Genomic DNA, 19,852 nt, shown 5'->3' on the forward strand with positions numbered 1-19,852 from the left:
AAGGGCCCTCAAGAACAGCGAAAACCTCAGCCCCTAGAACCGCGTGGTCTGTTGCAACAGCTGTGCCGCCGGGCTGTCCGCCGGGGTCACCATCGCGTAGTTGTAGCCGCTGCCGGACCAGTATTCGGCCTGCAACTCGCCATCGCGCCGCCCGCCGCGGTCCAGCAGATGGTTCTGCGGTCCCGGTGGCCGCACGTAGTAGCTGATCCGTTGGCCTTGCGGGTTCTCATACAACACCATGGCCGCCGCGCCCTGCTCGGTGCTCAGCAAGCGCGCACTGACCGGTTTGAACCCGGCATTCTGCAAGTTCGGCAAGCGGTTGGCCTGGGTGAAATAACGGTCGAGCCAGCCTTGCAGGTCACCGTTCTGCTCGACCTTGAAGTCCGCCGGCAGGATGTCCTGGGTGGCGAACATACGATAGGCTTGCACCGCATCGGCCATTGGCGCGGGCTGCGGGAAAGTCATCTGCCGCGCCTGCCAGCCGCTGACACCGCCGACGCTCACGGCAATCAGTAGTACCGCGGCGCTGGCCAGGTGCCGCCGGGACTGACCGCGCAGGCGCCGGCGAATCACACTCGGGTCCAGCTCCGGGTTTGCTGGCATCTGCAGGGCACCACCCAGGGCCGCCCGCAAGTGTTGGGCATCGCGCTGCCAGTCGCGGACCTGTTCGGCCAGTTCCGGGTTGCTTGCCAGGTACGCCTCCAGCACCTGCCGATCGGCTTCGCTGAGCTGATGGTCGACGTAGGCGTGCAGGTCGCGTTCGCTTGGAGGAATAGTGATCATTTCAATATCCGCAGGGAGGGGCTGGTGATTTCGCCTTCGCTGAGCTGGCGCAGGGCCTGGCGGGCGCGGGACAGACGCGACATCACGGTGCCGGTGGGGACGTCGAGAATCTCGGCGACTTCCTTATAACTCAAACCTTCCACCGAGACCCAGAGCAACAACGCCCGTTGTTCGGTGGGCAGCAGCTCGAAGGCTTCCAGGGTCGATTGGGCCACCACCGTGCGTTCCACCGAGGGCTGGGTGTCGTCGCGGCCGGTAAAGAACTCGAGCATCCGCGCATAGCGTTTGCCGCGCCGCTGGGAGTCGATGAATTGTCGATACAGGATCGAGAACAGCCAGGCCCGCAGGTCACCTTCCACCCGTTTGTTACCCCAACTCGACAGCGCCCGCTCCAGGCTGGCCTGGACCAGGTCGTCGGCGCTGCTGGGATTGCGCGTCAGCGATACGGCGAAGCGCCGCATCCGGGGGATCAGTTCACGTAACTGCTCATCGAGATCGTTCATGGAATCCTGCAGGTTCTTAACCAGTCACTACGCTTGGACTAGCAAGACGCCTGGCTTCGAAGGTTATTCCAATGGCCGGAAAATAAATATCCGAAAAAATAAATCAGGGGTCTGGAATAAACCGGACCGGCCTTCGTCTTATAGCTCCCTCACCCTGTGGCCGCCTGAGGCCCTGGAGTTTTTTCATGGTAGATCACACACCACCGCCCCTCAGCGGTTTGAGCAAGGTCTTGCGCCTGGCCGGCATCGCCGCCGTGCTCGCGGCCCTGGTCGGGGCCTTTGCCTATGTCAACGGGCGGCTCGATCCGGCGCGCCTGACCCCCGGGCGGATCGTCAATACGTTCGAGAAAAACAACGGCCTGCATGCCGGCTTCAGGCGTAATCATGCCAAGGGCGTGTGTGTCGCCGGGTACTTTGAAAGCAGTGATGCCGCCCGTGCCTATTCCAGCGCCCAGGTTTTTCGCGAAGGTAGTGTGCCGGTGGAAGGTCGCTTCGCCTTGCCCAGTGGCAATCCTTACGCGCCGGACAGCAGCGTGCCGATTCGCAGTCTGGGCTTGCGTTTCACCCAGGCCAACGGGCAGCAATGGCGCACGGGGATGAACAGTATGCCGGTGTTTCCGGTCGGGACACCCGAGGCGTTTTTCCAGCAGCTCAAGGCGGCCTCACCCGACCCGAGCACCGGCAAGCCAAATCCGGCGGCCATGGCGGCGTTCTTTGCCAGTCATCCAGAAACCGCGCCGTTCCTGCAATGGGTCAAGACCGCCAAGCCGTCGGCCAGCTATGCCACCGAAAGCTACAACGGCCTGAATGCCTTCTACCTGGTTGACGCGGCCGGCCAGCGCCAGGCCGTGCGTTGGGGGCTGGTGCCGCTGAGCCAGGATGCCGTGGGTGCGACAGCCCCGGACGGTGCCGATTTTCTCGCCAAGGACCTGGTCCAGCGCCTGGCGGCCGGGCCGCTGAAATGGCAGTTGCGCTTGACCTTGGCCAATCCCGGCGACCCGACGGACGATGCCAGCCGGCAATGGGCCGGCGAGCACAAGGTGCTCAACGCCGGTACCCTGGTGCTGGAAAGCACCCAGCCCCAGGACGACGGTGATTGCCGCGATATCAATTACGACCCGCTGATCCTGCCGAGTGGCATCGAGGCCTCGACTGATCCCTTGCTGGCGGCGCGTTCGGCGGCTTATGCCAGTTCCTATCGGCGTCGCACCAGTGAAGTCGGTGCCTTGCCCGCTGCCCATTCGTCACAGGAGTCCCGTCCATGAGCGCCCCTTCGAATCACTTCGCGGCCCTGGCGCGCCTGCTGCATTGGTTGATGGCGCTGATGATCCTGGCGATGCTGTTTATCGGGGCCGGCATGGTGGCCTCGGTGTCCGAACGGCATGAATGGTTGCTGCACCTGCACAAGCCGTTGGGGATTGCGATTCTGTTGCTGGTGGTGGTGCGTCTGGTGGTGCGTTTCAGCACTCGCCAGCCAGTGCTGCCGAGTGACTTGCCGGGATGGCAGGTGCTGGCGGCGAAGCTGTCCCATGTGCTGCTGTATGCCTTGATGCTGGTATTGCCGCTGCTGGGTTGGGCGATGATTTCGGCGGCGGGGGATCCGGTGATGCTGAGCAGTTCGCTGCAATTGCCGGCGATCGTGTCGGCCAATCCGACGACCTTTGCCTTTTTGCGCAAGGCTCATGGGTACCTGGCGTATCTGCTGTTCCTGACAGTGTTGATGCACCTGGCGGCGGCGCTGTTCCATGGCTGGATTCGCCGGGATGGAGTGCTGGAAAGCATGCTGCGCGGTAAGGATTGAAGAAATCGGTTGTTCGGACCTGCCTCTTCGCCGCACCGCCGCGAAGAGGCCGGCTCTGACAACGCTGGCTTGACGGTTTCTCACCGTCCTCAGCGCCCCTCTCAAAAAAACCAGCGCCACTGCATTGATACCCGCCCCCAACAGACACCCCCCCAACCCGCCCAGGCATACATCGCCGTTGCCCCGATCGACCCTGCCGCGCTGCCCACCGAATAAACAGCATGTACCCCGCCGCCAGGCGACTCTGGGCCATCAGCAGGCCGACCACGCTAGCGCTGGTGATCGTCCCGACCACCTGGCCGTGCTCATCCTGTGCTGCCAGATGAGCGGCGTAGATCACGCAGTATGCGCGGCACAGCCGGAACTCCAGCCTGCCGGCTGATCGCGAGCAATCGAGCGTCGACCGGCAGCTCCTACAGATCTCTCGGTGCTGCTCAAGGGCGGGTTATTCGCGGGAAAACCGCTCGCGGCTGTTGCTCAGGTGCGTCCACATCGCCGCCCGCGCCGCATCCGGGTCCTGGCGGCGGATAGCGTTCAGGATCGCCTCGTGCTCCAGGCTGGCGAGCTGGCCCAGTTGCGCCAGGTCGGCATCGCCACGCTCCGCGCCCGGCACCCGGGTGCGCGGAATCATCGAGCTGCCCAGGTGCAGCAGAATCTCGGAAAAGTAGACATTGCCAGTGGCCTCGGCGATCAGCAGGTGAAAACGCTGGTCGGCCGCCACACAACTGTCGTTGTTGGCCAACAGGCTCCGATACTCATCCAGTGCCGCACGCATCTGCTTGAGATGTTCATCGCTGCGCCGGCGTGCCGCCAGTGCCGCCGCCTGGGTTTCCAGGCCCAGGCGCAGTTCCAGCAGATCGCGCACGCTCAACGCGGTTTCCACATTCAGGCGCAGGCCGTGGGGCTCCTGGCGCTCAAGCACGAAACTGCCGACACCATGATGGGTTTCCACCCAGCCCGAGGCCTGCAATTTGGAAATCGCTTCGCGCACCACCGTGCGGCTGACCTTGTGCTCGCAGACGATGGCGCTTTCCGACGGCAGCTTGTCGCCCGGCTTCAAATGCCCCAGGCGAATCTGCTGGGTCAGGTGATCGACCAGGTCGTGGGCCAGGTTGGGGCTGCGTTTGCGCCGCGGCGCAGAGGGGACGGTTTCAGTGTTCATGGGCGTGTCACGCAGGGGCGAGGGGAAAGCTTAACACTCGTATGACAAGAGGCGTAGTAATGACCGTCAGCATGTATGACAACTTGAAGCCAGACGCGGCTCTTTCTGGCTGATGACATTGGCCGAGCGTTTTTGTGTGATGCCGTAAGATATTTCCAATTGAAATAAAATTATTATAAATCAAATTGTTAATCGTTTTGTAGTGGATATTTTCGTTCATCTTTGGCGATTTCTGCCCACAAGTCGTGGCTGGGGCACTTGTTGCCCTATTTTTCTACTTGTATGATGACTGTCGACTGGTTCGTCTGATCCAGCACCCCGCACACAAAAATAACCCGTGGGAGACTTGTCGTGAACAACACCCTAGATCCGTCCGCAACAGCGGAGCGCGATTCCCTGCTGGCCATCGCCGTAGCGAAGGTCAAGCGCCACGTGCTGCCGCTGTTCGTCATCATGTTTATCGTCAACTACATCGACCGGGTGAACATCGGTTTCGTGCGTACGCACCTGGAACACGACCTGGGGATCGGGGCCGCTGCCTACGGTTTTGGTGCCGGGTTGTTCTTCATCGGTTATGCGCTGTTCGAAGTCCCGTCCAATATCCTCTTGCAGAAGGTCGGCGCACGGCTCTGGCTGACCCGGATCATGTTCACCTGGGGGCTGGTCGCCACGGCCATGGCCTTTGCCCAGAACGAAACCCACTTCTACATCCTGCGCTTCCTGCTGGGGGTGGCCGAGGCCGGCTTCTTTCCCGGGGTGATCTACTACTTCACCCGCTGGCTGCCGGGGATTGAGCGTGGCAAGGCGATCGCCATCTTCCTCAGCGGCTCGGCCGTGGCCTCGCTGGTTTCCGGCCCGTTGTCCGGAGCCCTGCTGCAGATCGAAGGCTTCGGCTGGCACGGCTGGCAGTGGATGTTCATCATCGAGGGCCTGGCGTCGGTGGTGCTCTGCGGGTTCACCTGGTTCTGGCTCGACTCCGCGCCCAAGGATGCGAAGTGGTTGAGCGTCGCCGAGCAACAGTTGCTGGTGCAGGTCATCGAAGACGAACAGCAGCTGCGTGATGCTTCGATGCCGGTCAAACCGTCGATCTGGAGTTTGCTCAAGGACCGCCAGATCCTGCTGTTCTGCGTGCTGTATTTCTGCATCCAGCTGACCATCTATGCCGCGACCTTCTGGCTGCCCAGCATCATCAAGAAGATGGGCACGCTCAGCGACCTGCAGGTCGGCTTCTTCAACTCGATTCCCTGGCTGATCTCGATCATTGCCATGTATGCCTTCGCGGCGCTCTCGGGTAAGTGGAAACACCAGCAGGCCTGGGTCGCCTCGGCGCTGCTGATCGCGGCGCTGGGGATGTTCATGTCCACCACCGGCGGGCCGATCTTCGCCTTTGTCGCGGTGTGCTTCGCGGCCATCGGCTTCAAGTCTGCATCGTCGTTGTTCTGGCCGATTCCGCAGGCTTACCTGGATGCCCGTATCGCCGCAGCGGTGATCGCCCTGATCAACTCCACGGGCAACCTCGGCGGCTTCGTCGCGCCGGCCACCTTCGGCTTGCTGGAGGAACGCACCGGTTCGATCCAGGGTGGCTTGTACGGCCTGGCGGCGGCCTCGGTGATCGCCGCGATCCTGGTGTTCTTTGCCCGTACCCAGCCCAAGCCGGTCCCTGCATTACCGGGCGTTGTCAGCCCGGCCCTGAACAAATCCCATTGAATACCGCGGTTGAATACAGGTACCCATCATGACTACAAACACGTTGCGCGCGGCTGGCCAGGCCCCTGTCATCACCCGCTTGCAGGTCATTCCGGTGGCCGGCCACGACAGCATGCTGCTGAATCTGAGTGGTGCCCATGGCCCGTTTTTCACCCGCAATATCGTGATCATTACTGACAGCAGCGGCCACACCGGCGTCGGTGAAGTGCCCGGCGGCGAGCGTATCCGTGCCACTCTGGAGGATGCCCGTTCGTTGCTGCTGGGGCAGTCCATCGGCAACTACCAGAAGCTGCTCAATGAGGTGCGCCGCACCTTCGCCGAGCGCGATGCCGGTGGTCGCGGCCAGCAGACCTTTGACCTGCGGATCACCATTCATGCGGTCACCGCACTGGAAGCCGCGTTGCTGGACCTGCTCGGCCAGTTCCTCGGTGTGCCCGTGGCGGCCCTGTTGGGTGAGGGGCAGCAGCGCGAGGCGGTGAAGGTGCTGGGTTATCTGTTCTATATCGGCGATCGCGGCAAGACCGACCTGGCCTATCGTCATGAAACCGATGCCGATGACGCCTGGTTCCGCCTGCGCCATGAAGAGGCGATGACCCCCGAGGCCATCGTCAAACTGGCCGAAGCCGCCCAGGCGCGTTACGGCTTCAATGACTTCAAACTCAAGGGCGGTGTGCTCAGTGGCGCCGCGGAAATCGAGGCGGTCACGGCCCTGGCCGAGCGCTTCCCCCTGGCGCGGATCACCCTCGACCCCAACGGCGCCTGGTCGCTGAAGGAAGCCATCGCCCTGTGCCGTGATCAGCATCATGTGCTGGCCTATGCCGAGGACCCTTGCGGTGCCGAGAACGGCTACTCCGGTCGTGAAGTCATGGCCGAGTTCCGCCGGGCCACGGGCCTGCCGACGGCAACCAATATGATCGCCACCGACTGGCGGGAAATGGGCCACGCGATTCAATTGCACGCCGTCGACATTCCCCTGGCCGACCCGCATTTCTGGACCATGCAGGGCTCGGTGCGGGTTGCGCAGATGTGCCATGAATGGGGCCTGACCTGGGGGTCGCATTCCAACAACCATTTCGATATTTCCCTGGCGATGTTCACCCATGTGGCCGCCGCCGCGCCGGGCGAGATCACCGCCATCGACACTCACTGGATCTGGCAGGACGGCCAGGGCCTGACCAAGGATCCGCTGCAGATCGTCGACGGTTTTATCCAGGTGCCGCAAAAGCCGGGGTTGGGTATCGAGTTGGATACGGACGCGGTGGCCAAGGCCCATGAGTGCTACAAAAACATGGGCCTCGGCGCCCGCGACGACGCCGTGGCGATGCAGTTTCTGGTTCCCGGTTGGTCGTTCAACAACAAGCGCCCGTGCCTGGTACGCTGAGCCCTGTTCGTATCTGGAACAGCGTGACGGTAATGATCTGCTCGCCGTCGACGCGTAGAGTGGCGGGTTTGAGAGGACGCTTGCAGAGAGGGTGTATGCCGACGTTTTACGATGCCCGTGGGAATATCTATGCCGTGGCGAGCCCCGCTGAAGTGCGCGGACTCGGCCTGGAGGTGCCGGCCGATGCCGCGCAGGCGGCGCTACTGCGCCAGGACTGGGCACCTGGAGCGGTGGAGGCGCTCTGTGGCTGGGGAGGGCAGGCGCCTGCGCGAGAAGGTAAACACCATCGTTCCGATGGCTTGCTGGTGGGGCCGTTCCAGGCGCAAGCGCCATTCGACCTGTTGATCGTCAATACCGACGGCACCCTGGCCGAGCGCAGTGGCAACGGCTTGACGATTTTCGCCCAGGCGCTGACCGAGCAGGGCCTGATGCCGGTTCAGGGCGCGTGTCTGTTGCGGGTTCATCATGATCAAGCGGGCGGCCTGTCTCCGCTTGCGACTGCGGTCGAGCCGGCGCAGGTCGAGGGGCAACCGGGGTTCTGGCTGGATCTGGGAACACCGGCGTTCGGTCCGGCGGCGGTGGCGGCCCAGGGTGTGGGAGAGGCTGAGTTGAATGGCCGTCCGTTGAGCCATGTCGCGGTCTTGTCGAGCCTGAATGCGGCCTGGCGGCACAGCCAGTTCGTGCGCATCGGCAATCCGCATTGTGTGACCCTGGTCGACGAGGCGGCGTTGCTGCCGAGCAACGCGCAGATGGACGAACCGGCAGTGGCGTCTGGCTTGACGCGCATTGCTTTCGCTCCACCGGTCGGAACTGGCGAGCCCTGTGCGGCAGGGGTGAATCTGCAATGGGCGACTCGGGTGGCGCCGGGGCACTTGCAGGCCCGGGTGTTCGAGCGCGGCGAAGGGCCGACGGCATCCTCCGGCACCAGCGCCAGCGCGGTGGCCTGTGCTGCCTGGCGGGTCGGTTGGGTCGAGGCCGGTGAAGTCCGGGTCAGCATGCCGGGTGGTACGGCGCCGATCCGCCTGGTGGCGTGGGAGGGTGAATTGCAGAGTGTCCATCTGTTTGGCGCCGCTCGGCGTCAATCCTGAGGAGCGGCCTGAGGCCGACATCAAGACCAGAAAACACCCCCCCTCCACAGGCCCGTTCAGCCCTTGTCCGGCCTTGGTGGTTTTGGCTTGATGGGACGGCGGGGTTGAAGGCTGGCGAGCGCCTTGCCCCGTTCGGCCCGTGACAACGGGGCCGAATTTCCGACTCGTTTAAAGGGAATTTACGATGAGAGCAGTTAAAGGTCTATTCAGCGCGCTGGTGTGTGCCGGACTGGTTTGCAGCGTCGGCTCCGCCTGCGCTCAACTGGTGCCCGAGCCGGCTGCCAGCGATAAGAAATTGGCTTCCTCCACCAGTACCGACGCGGTTGAGTCCAGTCCGGCGGAACTGTTGGAGGGCAGTCGCACCGATTATTTTTCCTGCTCGGTCGGCCGTTTCCGCGGTGAACTGGAGGCCCGGGTGGTGTTCGCCTCCGCCGGCAATACGGCTTACTTCGATGTCAGTGCGGTGCGCTACCGGATTGTTCGCAGCAGCGGCCAGAGCGGCGGCAACAAGGCCAATGTGAACTTTCACCTGGACACCTTGAATAAGCAGGGTGTGGTCCGCGCCAGCGACCAATACCGTTCCCCGGACGCGATGCGCCAGGATGGCAGCTGGCATCTGCTCGACGTCAACCGGATCGTGCGCACGGACTATCAGGGCGCGGTGACCTTCGAGTTCGTGTTCGATCGCTCGGTGGGCGGTGATACCCGGTGTGCCGCGCACAAGACCTACCAGTGGGCCGGTGCCTCGACCGCGCGTTCCAGCGTGGCCGACTGAGCCGGCTCAAGGGGCATCGAGTCCTGGCGCTTCGCGAATCAGGAAGTGATCCAGGTTGTCGATTTCGCAACTGAACACACTGAAGGTCTGGTCGGGGGTTTTCTTGCTCGGCACTTGCTTCAATTGCGGCGTGACACCGTAGAAGAAGCAATACAGGTCTTCAGCGTGGTTGATGACGCTGTTGATCTCTGCCAGGAACACCGTGCGCTGGCGATAGTTCTCGATCAGGCTTTTGCTCAGGTAGACATTGATCGAATAGCGCTTTTTGTCAGCCCACAACGGTTTGTCGAAGACCACGCTGAAGCTGGTCTTGTAGTCCTTGATTTCCTTGATCCTGCCCCAGTAGATCAGGCCCTCGCGGTCCTGGCAGTATTCGACCTTCTTGAAGAAGGCGTTGTAGTTCAGGGTCAGGTCGCCAACGGTCAAGGGCATGCGTTTGAGCAGGTCCTTGTTGGCGTGGTTGGAGACGAAGCACTCCACCGGATGGGCGAACACGCTGGTGCGATTGGGGGGCGCCTTGGCTTCCTCGGCGGCATGGATACCGCCGGGAGCTGGCGCCGGGTCCGCTGCCGGCTGCGGCGGATGGGCGTCGCTGGCGGTCGCTGGCTTGCGCGTGTAAGTCCGGCGGGTCAGCAGCAGCTCGACGGGGAAGTTCTGTTCGCCTTCGATATCGTCCAGCGGGTGCTCCGGATCGAGCACGCCCGGTGCGGTTTCCGCGCTCAGGTACGGGCAATCCGCCAGGTGCCGGGTACTGGGCATGTTCTTGAAGTGCGGAGTCCGTTTGAAGCGTGGGTTGCTGGCGTTGTAGGTGGTCAGCCGGTTGTTGCTGTCGAACGCGGCGCGGCAGGCATCGTTCGGGCACTGGAAGCTTTCCCGGCTTGAATCGAACTCCACCGTCTCGTCGAAATTCAGATCGCGGACGTCGTAGATCGTCAGTTTTTCGTCGAGACTGATGCAATAGGCCTTGTCGAATTTCATAGCGGGTCCTGCCACTGCAACTGCGCCGGCTCGCGTTTCACCAGGACCTTGCCGCCACGGATCGAGTACAGCGGCAAGCCCTGGCTGCGGATCATCTCGTAGTCGCTGTCCGCCGAGAGGATCAGCAGGTTGGCCGGGCGCCCGACTTGCAGTCCGTAACGTTCGCCCAGGGCCATGGCCCTGGCACTGTTGTCCGTGACCAGGTCCAGCGCGCTTTGCAGGTTGCGATAACCGAGCATATGGCAGATATGCAGCCCGGCCTCCAGCACTCGCAGGATGTTGCCGTTGCCCAGTGGATACCAGGGGTCGACGATCGAGTCCTGGCCGAAGCAGACGTTCATCCCGGCATCGAGCAGCTCGTTCACCCGGGTCACGCCCCGGCGTTTCGGAAAGTTATCGAAGCGCCCCTGCAAATGAATGCTTTCGGTGGGGCAGGACACAAAGCTGATCCCCGAGGCCTTCAGCAAGCGGAACAGCTTGGCGCAGTAGGCATTGTCGTAGGAGCCCATGGCCGTGGTGTGGCTGGCGGTCACCTGCGAACCCATATCGCGGCTGCGGGCTTCTTCGGCCAGCACTTCGAGGAAGCGCGAGTGCGGGTCGTCGGTTTCGTCACAGTGCACATCCACCAGGCAGCCGGTTTTTTCCGCCAGGTCCATCAGGAATTTCACCGAGGACACGCCCTGGTCGCGGGTGTACTCGAAATGCGGGATACCGCCGACCACGTCGGCGCCGAGATTGATCGCCTCGACCATCAGCTCCCGGCCATTGCGATAGGACTCGATGCCCTCCTGGGGAAACGCGACGATCTGCAGGTCGATCAGGTGCCGGCTTTCCTCGCGCACCTCAAGCATGGCCTTGAGCGCGGTCAGCTCTGGATCGGTGACATCGACATGGGTCCGCACATGCTGGATGCCATGGGCGGCGAGGCTGCGGATGGTTTTTTTGGCGCGGGCCTTGGTGTCGTCATGGGTGATGGTCGCCTTGCGTTCCCCCCAGCACTCGATGCCTTCGAACAGGGTGCCGCTCATGTTCCAGCGCGGTTCGCCGGCGGTGAGGGTGGCGTCGAGGTGGATATGCGGCTCGACGAAAGGCGGGACCACCAGGTTGCCCCGGGCGTCGAGATCGTTCGGGCCGACGCTCAACGGGCCGTTTTGCGGAGTGATGCTCGCGATCCGTGCGTGTTCCAGGTGCAGGTCATACAGGCCTTCGCGGTGACGCAGCTTGGCGTTGAGGATATGCATGGGCGGGTTCCTTGTCGTACGTGTCGTCATAAGGTATCCGAAGTCTGCAGGAAACTGCTCGGAGATCGCCCGAGAACTCGACGGAACATGGTCGAAAATGCCGCCGGGCTCTGGTAGCCGAAGTCCAGGGCAATCCGCGTGACCGATTCGCCCTGGCTCAGCCGGGCCAGGGCCAGGACCACGCAGACCCGTTGCCGCCATTGGGAAAAGCTCAGGGCCGTCTGTTCCTGGAACAATCGCCCGAAGCTGCGCAGGCTCAGGTGCAGGCGGTCCGCCCAGGCCTGGGGCGACTGGCGGATATCCGGCTGCTCGACGAAGGCCTGGCACAGCGGCAGCAGGCGCCGGTCCTGGGGCAGCGGGATATGCAACGGCAAGCTGTTGGCAGTGGCCAGTTCATGTAGCAACAGGGTGATCAGCGCACCGTCGCGGCCCTGTTGGTCGTAGTCCACCGGCATGTCGACGGCGGCGATCAGTAGTTGCCGTAGCAGGGCCGAGACTTCCAGTACCTGGCAGGCCTGGCTCATCTGGCCGACGGCGTCGGGCTCGACGTACAGGCTGCGGGTGCTGACACCGAGCATCAGCACCTGATGGGGCACAGCCGGGGGAATCCACACCGCGCGCTGCGGCGGAACGATCCAGTTGCCGCCATCGGTGAGTACATGCATCACCCCCGTGGCGCCATAGAGTAATTGCGCCCGGCGGTGCTGATGGCGGGCCAGCAGGTGCCCGTGAGGGTAATCGGTGCCGATGGCGATCACGGCCCGGGGCAGGTGATCGAACAGGGCGAGGGAAGTATTGCGCATGAGGGTATTTATCTGGCCGAAACGCAAACAGTATTGGCAGACTTGCGCAAGCACGCCAAGTGTCAGCTACTTAAGGTTGGGCTTCTCTTTTCCTGAAAGGAGCCGACGTGATGCTTTATGGGCTGTTGGCAGTGTTTGGCGGGCTGGCTGGGGTGACCAGCGTGCTGTTCGGTTTTGGTGGCGGTTTCGTGGTAGTGCCGTTGTTGTACTGGACCCTGAGCGGTAGCCAGGACCCGGCAATCAGCGCCGTGGCGATGCAGATCGCCGTGGCGACCTCGACCTGCGTGATGATCGTCAATGCCCTGATCGCCACGGGCAAGCACCGGCGTGCCGGTAATCTGCGGCGTGCCTATATCTGGCCGCTGGCAGGGTTTATCGGCCTCGGTTCAGTGGTGGGGGCGGTGCTGGCGAGCCTGGTCAGCAGTGAAGCGGTGCGCTGGGCCTTTGTCGTCTACCTGGCGTTGACCATTGTCGATTGCCTGGCGCGTCGCGGGTTCATGCAGCCTGGCGCGACGCTGTCGGCGCAGCCGCTCAAGCCCTCGGTCACGGTGGGCGGTGGCCTGCTGATCGGTGCCGTGGCGACCTTTCTCGGTGTCGGTGGCAGCGTCATGACGGTACCGCTGTTGCGACGCAGCGGCCTGAGCATGAGCCTGGCGACGGCCATGGCCAATCCGCTGAGCGTACCGGTGGCGGTGGTGGGGACCCTGGCCTATGTCGCGCTGGCCGGGTTTCGTCCGCGGGGGCTGGGGCCCTGGTTTGCCGGGTATGTGGATCTGCTGGCGTTCGCGCTGCTGATGCTTGGATCGCTGGCTGGGATGCGCCTGGCGACGCTGTTGATCGGGCGCATTCCGGATCGCTCGCATGCCAGGATCTACATCGGCTTACTGGCGTTGGTGCTGTTGGCGATGTTACTGAACTGACCCGATTCCCGGGGTGTAAACCCAGCCTTTTGTGGGAGCGGAGCTTGTGTGGGAGCGGAGCTTGCCCGCGAAGCCTTTAGCGGTCTCAAGGGCCTCTTCGCGGGCAAGCTCCGCTCCCACAGGGTTTGTGGTGTGCTCCTGATCTACACGGTCAATAAACGCTCGCGCAGCTTGGCGACCTCGTCGCGCATCTGCGCCGCCGCCTCGAACTCCAGGTCGCGGGCCAACTGGTACATCTTCTCTTCCAACTGGCGGATACGCTTGGCGATCTCGCTCGGCGAACGCAGTTCGTTTTCGTAGCGGGCGTTTTCCTCGGCGGCCTTGGCCATGCCTTTGCGCTTCTTGCTGCGCGAACCGGGCACGGTGGCGCCTTCCATGATATCGGCGACATCCTTGAACACGCCCTTGGGCGTGATGCCGTTGGCCAGGTTGTGGGCAATCTGCTTGTCGCGCCGGCGCTCGGTCTCGCCGATCGCCCGTTCCATGGAACCGGTGATGCGGTCCGCATAGAGGATCGCCCGTCCGTTGAGGTTGCGCGCCGCCCGTCCGATGGTCTGGATCAGCGAGCGCTCGGAACGCAGGAAACCTTCCTTGTCCGCATCGAGAATCGCCACCAGCGACACCTCGGGCATGTCCAGACCCTCGCGCAGCAGGTTGATACCCACCAGCACATCGAAGGTGCCCAGGCGCAGGTCGCGGATGATTTCCACACGCTCCACGGTGTCGATGTCCGAGTGCAGGTAACGCACCCGCACACCATGGTCGGCGAGGTAGTCGGTGAGGTCCTCGGCCATACGCTTGGTCAGGGTAGTGACCAGCACGCGTTCTTCCACGGCCACGCGTTTGCTGATTTCCGAGAGCAGGTCGTCGACCTGGGTCAGCGCCGGACGAATCTCCACCTGGGGGTCCACCAGGCCCGTGGGGCGAACCACTTGCTCGATGACCCGGCCGGCGTGTTCGGCCTCGTAGTTGCCGGGGGTGGCGGAAACGAAAATGGTCTGTGGGCTTACTGCTTCCCACTCGTCGAAGCGCATCGGTCGGTTGTCCAATGCCGAGGGCAGGCGGAAGCCGTATTCCACCAGGGTTTCCTTGCGCGAACGATCGCCCTTGTACATCGCGCCGACTTGCGGAACGCTGACGTGGGACTCGTCGATCACCAGCAATGCGTCCGCCGGGAGGTAGTCGTAGAGGGTCGGCGGCGCCTCTCCGGAAGCGCGGCCGGAGAGGTAGCGCGAGTAGTTTTCGATGCCGTTGCAGTAGCCCAGCTCAAGGATCATTTCCAGGTCGAAGCGGGTGCGCTGTTCCAGGCGCTGGGCTTCTACCAGCTTGTTGTTGTCGCGCAGGTAGTCCAGGCGCTCCTTGAGTTCCTCCTTGATCCCGTCGATGGCGCCGAGCAGGGTTTCCCGCGGCGTCACATAGTGGCTTTTTGGATAGAAGGTAAAGCGCGGCAGCTTGCGGATCACTTCGCCGGTCAGCGGGTCGAAGGCCGAGAGGCTTTCCACTTCGTCGTCGAACAGCTCGATACGGATCGCTTCCAGGTCGGATTCGGCCGGGTAGACGTCGATCACGTCGCCGCGTACGCGGAAGGTCGCACGGGCGAAGTCCATGTCGTTGCGGGTGTATTGCAGGTCGGCCAGGCGGCGCAGCAGGGCGCGTTGGTCGAGCTTGTCGCCGCGGTCCACGTGCAGGACCATCTTCAGGTAGGTTTCCGGGCTGCCCAGGCCATAGATGCAGGACACCGTGGTGACGATGATGGCGTCCTTGCGCTCCAGCAGCGCCTTGGTCGCCGACAGGCGCATCTGTTCGATATGGTCGTTGATCGACGCATCCTTCTCGATAAAGGTATCGGAGGAGGGTACGTAGGCTTCCGGCTGGTAGTAGTCGTAGTAGGAAACGAAATACTCCACGGCGTTGTTCGGGAAAAACGCCTTGAACTCGCCGTACAACTGCGCCGCCAGGGTCTTGTTCGGCGCCAGCACCAGGGTCGGGCGCTGCACCTGGGCGATCACGTTGGCGATACTGAAGGTCTTGCCCGAGCCGGTCACCCCGAGCAGGGTCTGGTGAGCCAGGCCGGCTTCGATGCCCTCGACCATCTGACGGATGGCTTCGGGCTGGTCGCCAGCGGGCTGGAAGCGGGTGACGAGCTGGAATTCGGACATAACCTACCTCTGGGTTCATTCCCGCCTGACGGTCACGGCGAAAATGAGAAAGACCTCTTACGACCGATGTCGTAGGGAAAAAACATGATAATGCTGGATATGGTGCCCGGGAGGACAGCTTTCAAGGCAGGCGTTACCCGGACGGCTTGTTGCAATTGGACGGGCGTCCCGCAAATAAATCAAAAAACTTGTCACATTCCGACAATAGTCAGTCGCCCTGACCGGTGATGGCCTCTATACTAGCTCCCCGTTTGTGCACCGCTCTAGTGCAATCGGCCGGAGCGTTGTCACCCCCTCCACCCCCCATTCAGAGCCGCCGCAATAATGAGCCTGTTCTCCGCTGTCGAAATGGCACCACGCGATCCTATCCTGGGCCTCAACGAAGCATTCAATGCCGATACCCGTACCGACAAAGTCAATCTGGGTGTAGGTGTTTACTGTGACGAAAGTGGGAAAATTCCACTGTTGCGGGCCGTTGTCGACGCCGAGACCCAGCGCGCGGCTCAGCATGCCTCCCGTGGCTACTTGCCGATCGACGGTATTGCCGCCTATGACAAGGCCGTGCAAACCCTGTTGTTCGGCCAGGATTCGCCGCTGATCGCCGCCGGTCGTGTGCTCACCACCCAAGCGGTCGGAGGCACCGGCGCGCTGAAGATCGGTGCCGACTTCCTCAAGCAACTGCTGCCGAACGCCACCGTTGCCATCAGTGACCCGAGCTGGGAAAACCACCGCGCGCTGTTCGAGGCCGCCGGTTTTCCGGTGCAGAACTATCGCTACTACGATGCCGCGAGCAACGGCGTGAACCGTGCCGGCCTGCTGGAAGACCTCAATGCGCTGCCGGCCAAGTCCATCGTCGTGCTGCACGCCTGCTGCCACAACCCGACCGGTGTCGACCTGACCCCGGCCGACTGGCAGGACGTGCTGAACATCGTCAAGACCAAGGACCTGGTGCCGTTCCTCGATATGGCGTACCAGGGCTTTGGCGATGGTATCGACGAAGACGCCGCTGCCGTGCGTCTGTTCGCCGAGTCGGGCCTGACCTTTTTCGTCTCCAGCTCGTTCTCCAAATCGTTCTCGCTGTACGGCGAGCGGGTTGGTGCGCTGTCGATCGTCAGCGAGTCGAAGGAAGAGACCGCCCGTGTCCTGTCCCAGGTCAAGCGCGTGATCCGTACCAACTACTCCAACCCGCCGACCCACGGTGCGACCATTGTCGCGGCTGTGTTGAACAACCCTGGGCTGCGCGCCCAATGGGAAGCGGAACTGGCGGAAATGCGCCTGCGCATTCGCGGCATGCGCATGCAGATGGTCGACCTGCTGGCCCAGTACGGCGCCAAGCGTGACTTCAGCTTCGTCGGTCGCCAGCGCGGGATGTTCTCCTACTCCGGCCTGACCGTCGAGCAAGTCGCGCGCCTGAAAAACGAGTTCGGCATCTACGCACTGGATACCGGCCGTATCTGCGTGGCATCGTTGAACCAGCGCAATATCGAAGCGGTGGTGAAGGCGATCGTTCAGGTGATCTGAGTCGCCTCGTGTTACCTGGCACCCCCTGAAAAAAAACCTGCAGCGATGCAGGTTTTTTTTCGCCTGGAGAAACATGAACCGCAACTTAAAACTCGGTGAAGAAATCTTCACCGCTACTTAAATCAGTGTTCATGAAGGCGATGGGTAAAAAATTATATATAGGTGGTGGCAATCACAATAACAAAAGAGGCCATGGGTTGGCGGTTCAAAGTGCGTTGGATCTTATTGGGGAAACCCAGGGGCAATAGCACGCAAAGCCCGGTTCAAAGGGCTGCGGGGTGTCGTCGACACACCCGGGAATCGCCAATGCTGCACCCGCCACCTCCTTCGCTGACACGAAGATTGTTCTTGCCTTCGGGCACTTTCTGCCCTTTACCGCTTTACGTTTCCACCCCTTCGCGCGGAGGACGGACTGTACCCGTCGTTCGCACTAACAAGAGGGTGAAACATTATTAACCAGGGGAATTACAATGATGTCGACCAAACTCAACTTGCTGACGCTGGCGGTCTCGCTGGGCATGGCCCAGGCGGCCATGGCGACTACCGTCACGGATCAAAACGACGCCAAGGGTTTCGTCGAGGACAGCAGCCTCACACTGCACTTGAAGAATCAATACTGGAACCGTGATGTGAAGAACGGCCCGGCGGACCAGAAGGACTGGACCCAGGGCATCTTCGGCAACTACAGCTCCGGTTTCACCCAGGGCACCGTCGGTTTCGGCGTGGATGCCTTCGGTTACTGGGGGATCAAGCTCGATGGCGGGGCGGGTACGGGCAATACGGGTAACTTGCCGGTGAGTCGTAGCGGTGAGCCGGAGAGCGATTACGGCAAGGCCGGCGGCGCGGTGAAGATGCGGATCTCCAAGACCGAATTGCTCTACGGCGATATGCAGCCCACCGCACCGGTCTTCGCCGCCGGTGGTGTCCGCCTGATTCCGCAAACCGCCACCGGCTTCAACCTGCTGAGCAGCGAGATCAAGGATCTGGACCTGGACGCCGGGCATTTCACCAGTGGTACCGGTGTGGTCACCACCAGCAACGATCATGAGCTATATGCCAGTTACGCGAACGTGAGCACCACCGCCGTCAACTACCTTGGCGGCAAGTACAAGGTCAACGACAAGTTGAACTTCAGCCTCTACGGCGCCGAGTTCGAAGATGTCTGGCGCCAGTACTACACCAACGGCAACTACACCCTGGCGCTCTCGCCGGGTCAGTCGCTGAACTTCGACTTCAACCTGTACAAGACCAATGACGAAGGGGCGGCCAAGGCCGGCCCGATCAACAACACCGCGTTCTCCTTCGCCACGGCCTACACCTTCCTGACCGCGCACACCGTGACCCTGGCATTCCAGAAGATCCACGGCGACACGCCGTTCGACTATGTCGGCTTCGGCACCAACGGGCGGGGTGACGGTGGTGATTCGATCCTTCTGGCCAACTCCGTGCAGTACTCGGACTTCAACGGTCCGGGCGAGAAATCCTGGCAGGCGCGTTATGACCTGAACATGTTGACCTATGGGGTGCCGGGCCTGAGCTTCATGACTCGCTATGTCTACGGTGACGATATCAACGGCACCAAGATGGCGGCGAACAGTGCGTATAACGCGCTGCACTACGGCGCCAATGGCACGCACCATGAGATCGACCTGGAAGCCAAATACGTGGTGCAAAGCGGTCCGGCGAGGGATCTTTCGCTGCGCCTGCGCCAGTCGTTCCACCGGGCCAATGCCGACCAGCCGGACGGCAACATCAACGAAGTGCGCCTGATCGCCGATTACCCTATCTCGATCTTCTGATCACAGGGTGGGAAGAGGAGGGCTCGGGCGCTCTTCTTCCTGTTGCTCCAGCGGGCAGGCATCCGTGCCTGGCCGCGCCGCCTCGACGCGATTCCTGCCCGAGCGCTTGGCCTGGTACAAGGCCGCATCCGCCAGGCCATAGGCCGTGTCGAAACTGGTGCCCATGGGGCTGGCGCTGACCCCGAAACTCGCGGTGATCTGCCGGTTCACCGGTGCCCCGAACACATGTGCGGCAATGCAGTCACGCAGCGCCTCGGCCAGGCTCAGGCCTTCCTCGAGCGTGCCGGCGGGAATCAGTACGGTAAATTCCTCTCCGCCCACGCGACCAATGAATCCGGCACTGCCCACGGCACGGCGCAAGCAGCCGACGATGCCTTGAATCACCGCGTCGCCCGCCGGATGGCCGAACTCGTCGTTGACTTGCTTGAAGTGGTCGATGTCCAGCACCACCATCGCCGCTCCGGTTTTGCGCAGCGCTTGCACGGTCAGGTCAATCACCGCACCACGGTTCAGCACATCAGTCAGCGCATCGTGGGTGGCGCGGTATTCGAGTTGCCGGGCCAGGGTTTGCAACTGGGCGTTGAGGGTGTTCATTTCGCGCTCGGCGCGGTCGCTGCGGCGTATCAGCCGGCGTGTCTCGCGCATGAGTCGTTCGAAATGCACGGTCAACTCGCCGAGGGCCTGCTGGTACACCGGGGCGTCAGCTTCAGTCAGGGCCAGAATGGAACGGGCGTGTTCAAGGGCGTCAGTTTCGCTTCTGAACAGGTCGTGTGCCGCGTCATCCTGTACGCCGGCGGAAGTGACTGAAGCGCTCATGCTCATCATCCTTCTCCAGGAGTCATTGGAGAGTCGTTGCGTGGTCGTTGAAGATGATGGCGGTAAAGTCGGCCTTCAACTCTTCACCGAACTCGAAGATCGTTTCATCCTCTTCATCGTGATACCAGTTCACCTGCATCTCGTTACCCGATTGAGCGGCCTTGTCCAGAGCGTCGAAGATGCTGAACAGCATCTTGGTACTGGAGCTGTTGAAGTAGGCCAGGGCAATATGAATGGTGATGGTGGTGTCCTCGCGGGCGGCGAGGTAGGTGCGCAGTTGCTGGAGAACGGGGGCATAGAAGGCGGCGGCATTTTCCGGGTAGGACTCGCCTTTTATCGTCAGCAGATTCTGATCGAAACGAAAGTCGACTTCCGGTGATGTGGCGGTTGCTTCAATGTAGAAATTATCCATGGC

General features: G+C 62.2%; 18 protein-coding genes and 1 pseudogene. 9 read left to right on the forward strand and 10 right to left on the reverse strand.

Annotation, left to right across the window (positions count from 1 at the left end):
- Nucleotides 1-33 precede the first annotated feature (33 nt).
- Nucleotides 34-783, reverse strand: coding sequence for an anti-sigma factor family protein (locus M5B99_RS23180; RefSeq protein ID WP_248806249.1), 750 nt, complete (start codon nucleotides 781-783; stop codon nucleotides 34-36).
- Nucleotides 780-1,286, reverse strand: a complete 507-nt coding sequence (locus M5B99_RS23185; RefSeq protein WP_248806250.1) for a sigma-70 family RNA polymerase sigma factor — start codon at nucleotides 1,284-1,286, stop codon at nucleotides 780-782. The genes M5B99_RS23180 and M5B99_RS23185 overlap by 4 nt, the downstream gene beginning before the upstream one ends.
- 185 nt (nucleotides 1,287-1,471) lie before the next feature.
- Here M5B99_RS23185 and M5B99_RS23190 point away from each other — a divergent pair, with 185 nt between their 5' ends.
- Both M5B99_RS23190 and M5B99_RS23195 read left to right on the forward strand, forming a co-directional pair.
- Complete coding sequence (locus M5B99_RS23190; RefSeq protein WP_248806251.1) at nucleotides 1,472-2,551, forward strand: catalase family peroxidase; 1,080 nt, start codon at nucleotides 1,472-1,474, stop codon at nucleotides 2,549-2,551.
- Nucleotides 2,548-3,087: a cytochrome b gene (locus M5B99_RS23195; RefSeq protein WP_248806252.1), complete on the forward strand. Its 540-nt coding sequence runs from the start codon at nucleotides 2,548-2,550 to the stop codon at nucleotides 3,085-3,087. The genes M5B99_RS23190 and M5B99_RS23195 overlap by 4 nt, the downstream gene beginning before the upstream one ends.
- Nucleotides 3,088-3,177: 90 nt before the next feature.
- Here M5B99_RS23195 and M5B99_RS23200 read toward each other — a convergent pair.
- Nucleotides 3,178-3,337: pseudogene (locus M5B99_RS23200) on the reverse strand (MFS transporter); the annotation flags it as partial.
- A gap of 195 nt (nucleotides 3,338-3,532) precedes the next feature.
- Nucleotides 3,533-4,249 carry a FadR/GntR family transcriptional regulator gene (locus tag M5B99_RS23205; protein WP_248806253.1) on the reverse strand — a complete coding sequence of 239 codons (717 nt, stop codon included), beginning with the start codon at nucleotides 4,247-4,249 and terminating at the stop codon, nucleotides 3,533-3,535.
- Nucleotides 4,250-4,600: 351 nt separating this feature from the next.
- On the opposite strand from M5B99_RS23205, the gene M5B99_RS23210 reads away from it, so the two are divergent.
- From M5B99_RS23210 to M5B99_RS23225, 4 genes are all read left to right on the forward strand, one after another.
- Nucleotides 4,601-5,956, forward strand: coding sequence for an MFS transporter (locus M5B99_RS23210; RefSeq protein ID WP_248806254.1), 1,356 nt, complete (start codon nucleotides 4,601-4,603; stop codon nucleotides 5,954-5,956).
- 28 nt (nucleotides 5,957-5,984) lie between these two features.
- A complete protein-coding gene (gene gudD / locus M5B99_RS23215; protein ID WP_248806255.1) occupies nucleotides 5,985-7,337 on the forward strand; it encodes a glucarate dehydratase in 1,353 nt (450 codons plus the stop codon).
- A 95-nt stretch (nucleotides 7,338-7,432) separates the two neighbouring features.
- Nucleotides 7,433-8,425 carry a diaminopimelate epimerase gene (locus M5B99_RS23220; RefSeq protein WP_248806256.1) on the forward strand — a complete coding sequence of 331 codons (993 nt, stop codon included), beginning with the start codon at nucleotides 7,433-7,435 and terminating at the stop codon, nucleotides 8,423-8,425.
- Between the two features lie 184 nt (nucleotides 8,426-8,609).
- The gene (locus tag M5B99_RS23225; RefSeq protein WP_248806257.1) at nucleotides 8,610-9,200 is read left to right on the forward strand and encodes a hypothetical protein; all 591 of its coding nucleotides are present in this window, start codon (nucleotides 8,610-8,612) and stop codon (nucleotides 9,198-9,200) included.
- A 6-nt stretch (nucleotides 9,201-9,206) separates the two neighbouring features.
- Here the strand turns inward: M5B99_RS23225 and M5B99_RS23230 are convergent, their stop codons facing one another.
- Genes M5B99_RS23230 through M5B99_RS23240 form a run of 3 tightly spaced genes read right to left on the reverse strand, consistent with a single transcriptional unit; the run spans nucleotide 9,207 to nucleotide 12,222 of the window.
- The gene (locus M5B99_RS23230; RefSeq protein ID WP_248806258.1) at nucleotides 9,207-10,178 is read right to left on the reverse strand and encodes a hypothetical protein; all 972 of its coding nucleotides are present in this window, start codon (nucleotides 10,176-10,178) and stop codon (nucleotides 9,207-9,209) included.
- Nucleotides 10,175-11,419, reverse strand: a complete 1,245-nt coding sequence (gene codA / locus M5B99_RS23235) for a cytosine deaminase (RefSeq protein WP_248806259.1) — start codon at nucleotides 11,417-11,419, stop codon at nucleotides 10,175-10,177. The genes M5B99_RS23230 and codA overlap by 4 nt, the downstream gene beginning before the upstream one ends.
- A 26-nt stretch (nucleotides 11,420-11,445) precedes the next feature.
- Nucleotides 11,446-12,222: an AraC family transcriptional regulator gene (locus M5B99_RS23240; RefSeq protein ID WP_248806260.1), complete on the reverse strand. Its 777-nt coding sequence runs from the start codon at nucleotides 12,220-12,222 to the stop codon at nucleotides 11,446-11,448.
- 110 nt (nucleotides 12,223-12,332) lie between these two features.
- On the opposite strand from M5B99_RS23240, the gene M5B99_RS23245 reads away from it, so the two are divergent.
- The gene (locus M5B99_RS23245) at nucleotides 12,333-13,142 is read left to right on the forward strand and encodes a sulfite exporter TauE/SafE family protein (protein ID WP_248806261.1); all 810 of its coding nucleotides are present in this window, start codon (nucleotides 12,333-12,335) and stop codon (nucleotides 13,140-13,142) included.
- A 143-nt stretch (nucleotides 13,143-13,285) separates the two neighbouring features.
- On the opposite strand, the gene uvrB is transcribed toward M5B99_RS23245, so the two are convergent.
- Complete coding sequence (gene uvrB, locus M5B99_RS23250) at nucleotides 13,286-15,301, reverse strand: excinuclease ABC subunit UvrB (RefSeq protein WP_248806262.1); 2,016 nt, start codon at nucleotides 15,299-15,301, stop codon at nucleotides 13,286-13,288.
- Between the two features lie 324 nt (nucleotides 15,302-15,625).
- Between uvrB and M5B99_RS23255 the strand changes: the two genes are divergently transcribed.
- Both M5B99_RS23255 and M5B99_RS23260 read left to right on the forward strand, forming a co-directional pair.
- The gene (locus M5B99_RS23255; protein WP_248806263.1) at nucleotides 15,626-16,822 is read left to right on the forward strand and encodes an amino acid aminotransferase; all 1,197 of its coding nucleotides are present in this window, start codon (nucleotides 15,626-15,628) and stop codon (nucleotides 16,820-16,822) included.
- A gap of 470 nt (nucleotides 16,823-17,292) precedes the next feature.
- The gene (locus M5B99_RS23260) at nucleotides 17,293-18,621 is read left to right on the forward strand and encodes an OprD family porin (protein WP_248806264.1); all 1,329 of its coding nucleotides are present in this window, start codon (nucleotides 17,293-17,295) and stop codon (nucleotides 18,619-18,621) included.
- Here M5B99_RS23260 and M5B99_RS23265 read toward each other — a convergent pair whose 3' ends face one another.
- Nucleotides 18,622-19,437 (reverse strand): GGDEF domain-containing protein, encoded by an 816-nt coding sequence (locus M5B99_RS23265; RefSeq protein ID WP_248806265.1) that lies wholly within the window; start codon nucleotides 19,435-19,437, stop codon nucleotides 18,622-18,624.
- Between the two features lie 22 nt (nucleotides 19,438-19,459).
- Nucleotides 19,460-19,849, reverse strand: coding sequence for a DUF1987 domain-containing protein (locus M5B99_RS23270; protein ID WP_248806266.1), 390 nt, complete (start codon nucleotides 19,847-19,849; stop codon nucleotides 19,460-19,462).
- Nucleotides 19,850-19,852: the final 3 nt, after the last annotated feature.

The organism is Pseudomonas sp. MWU13-2100, assembly GCF_023242365.1.
In the GTDB taxonomy this organism is placed as follows: Bacteria; Pseudomonadota; Gammaproteobacteria; order Pseudomonadales; family Pseudomonadaceae; genus Aquipseudomonas.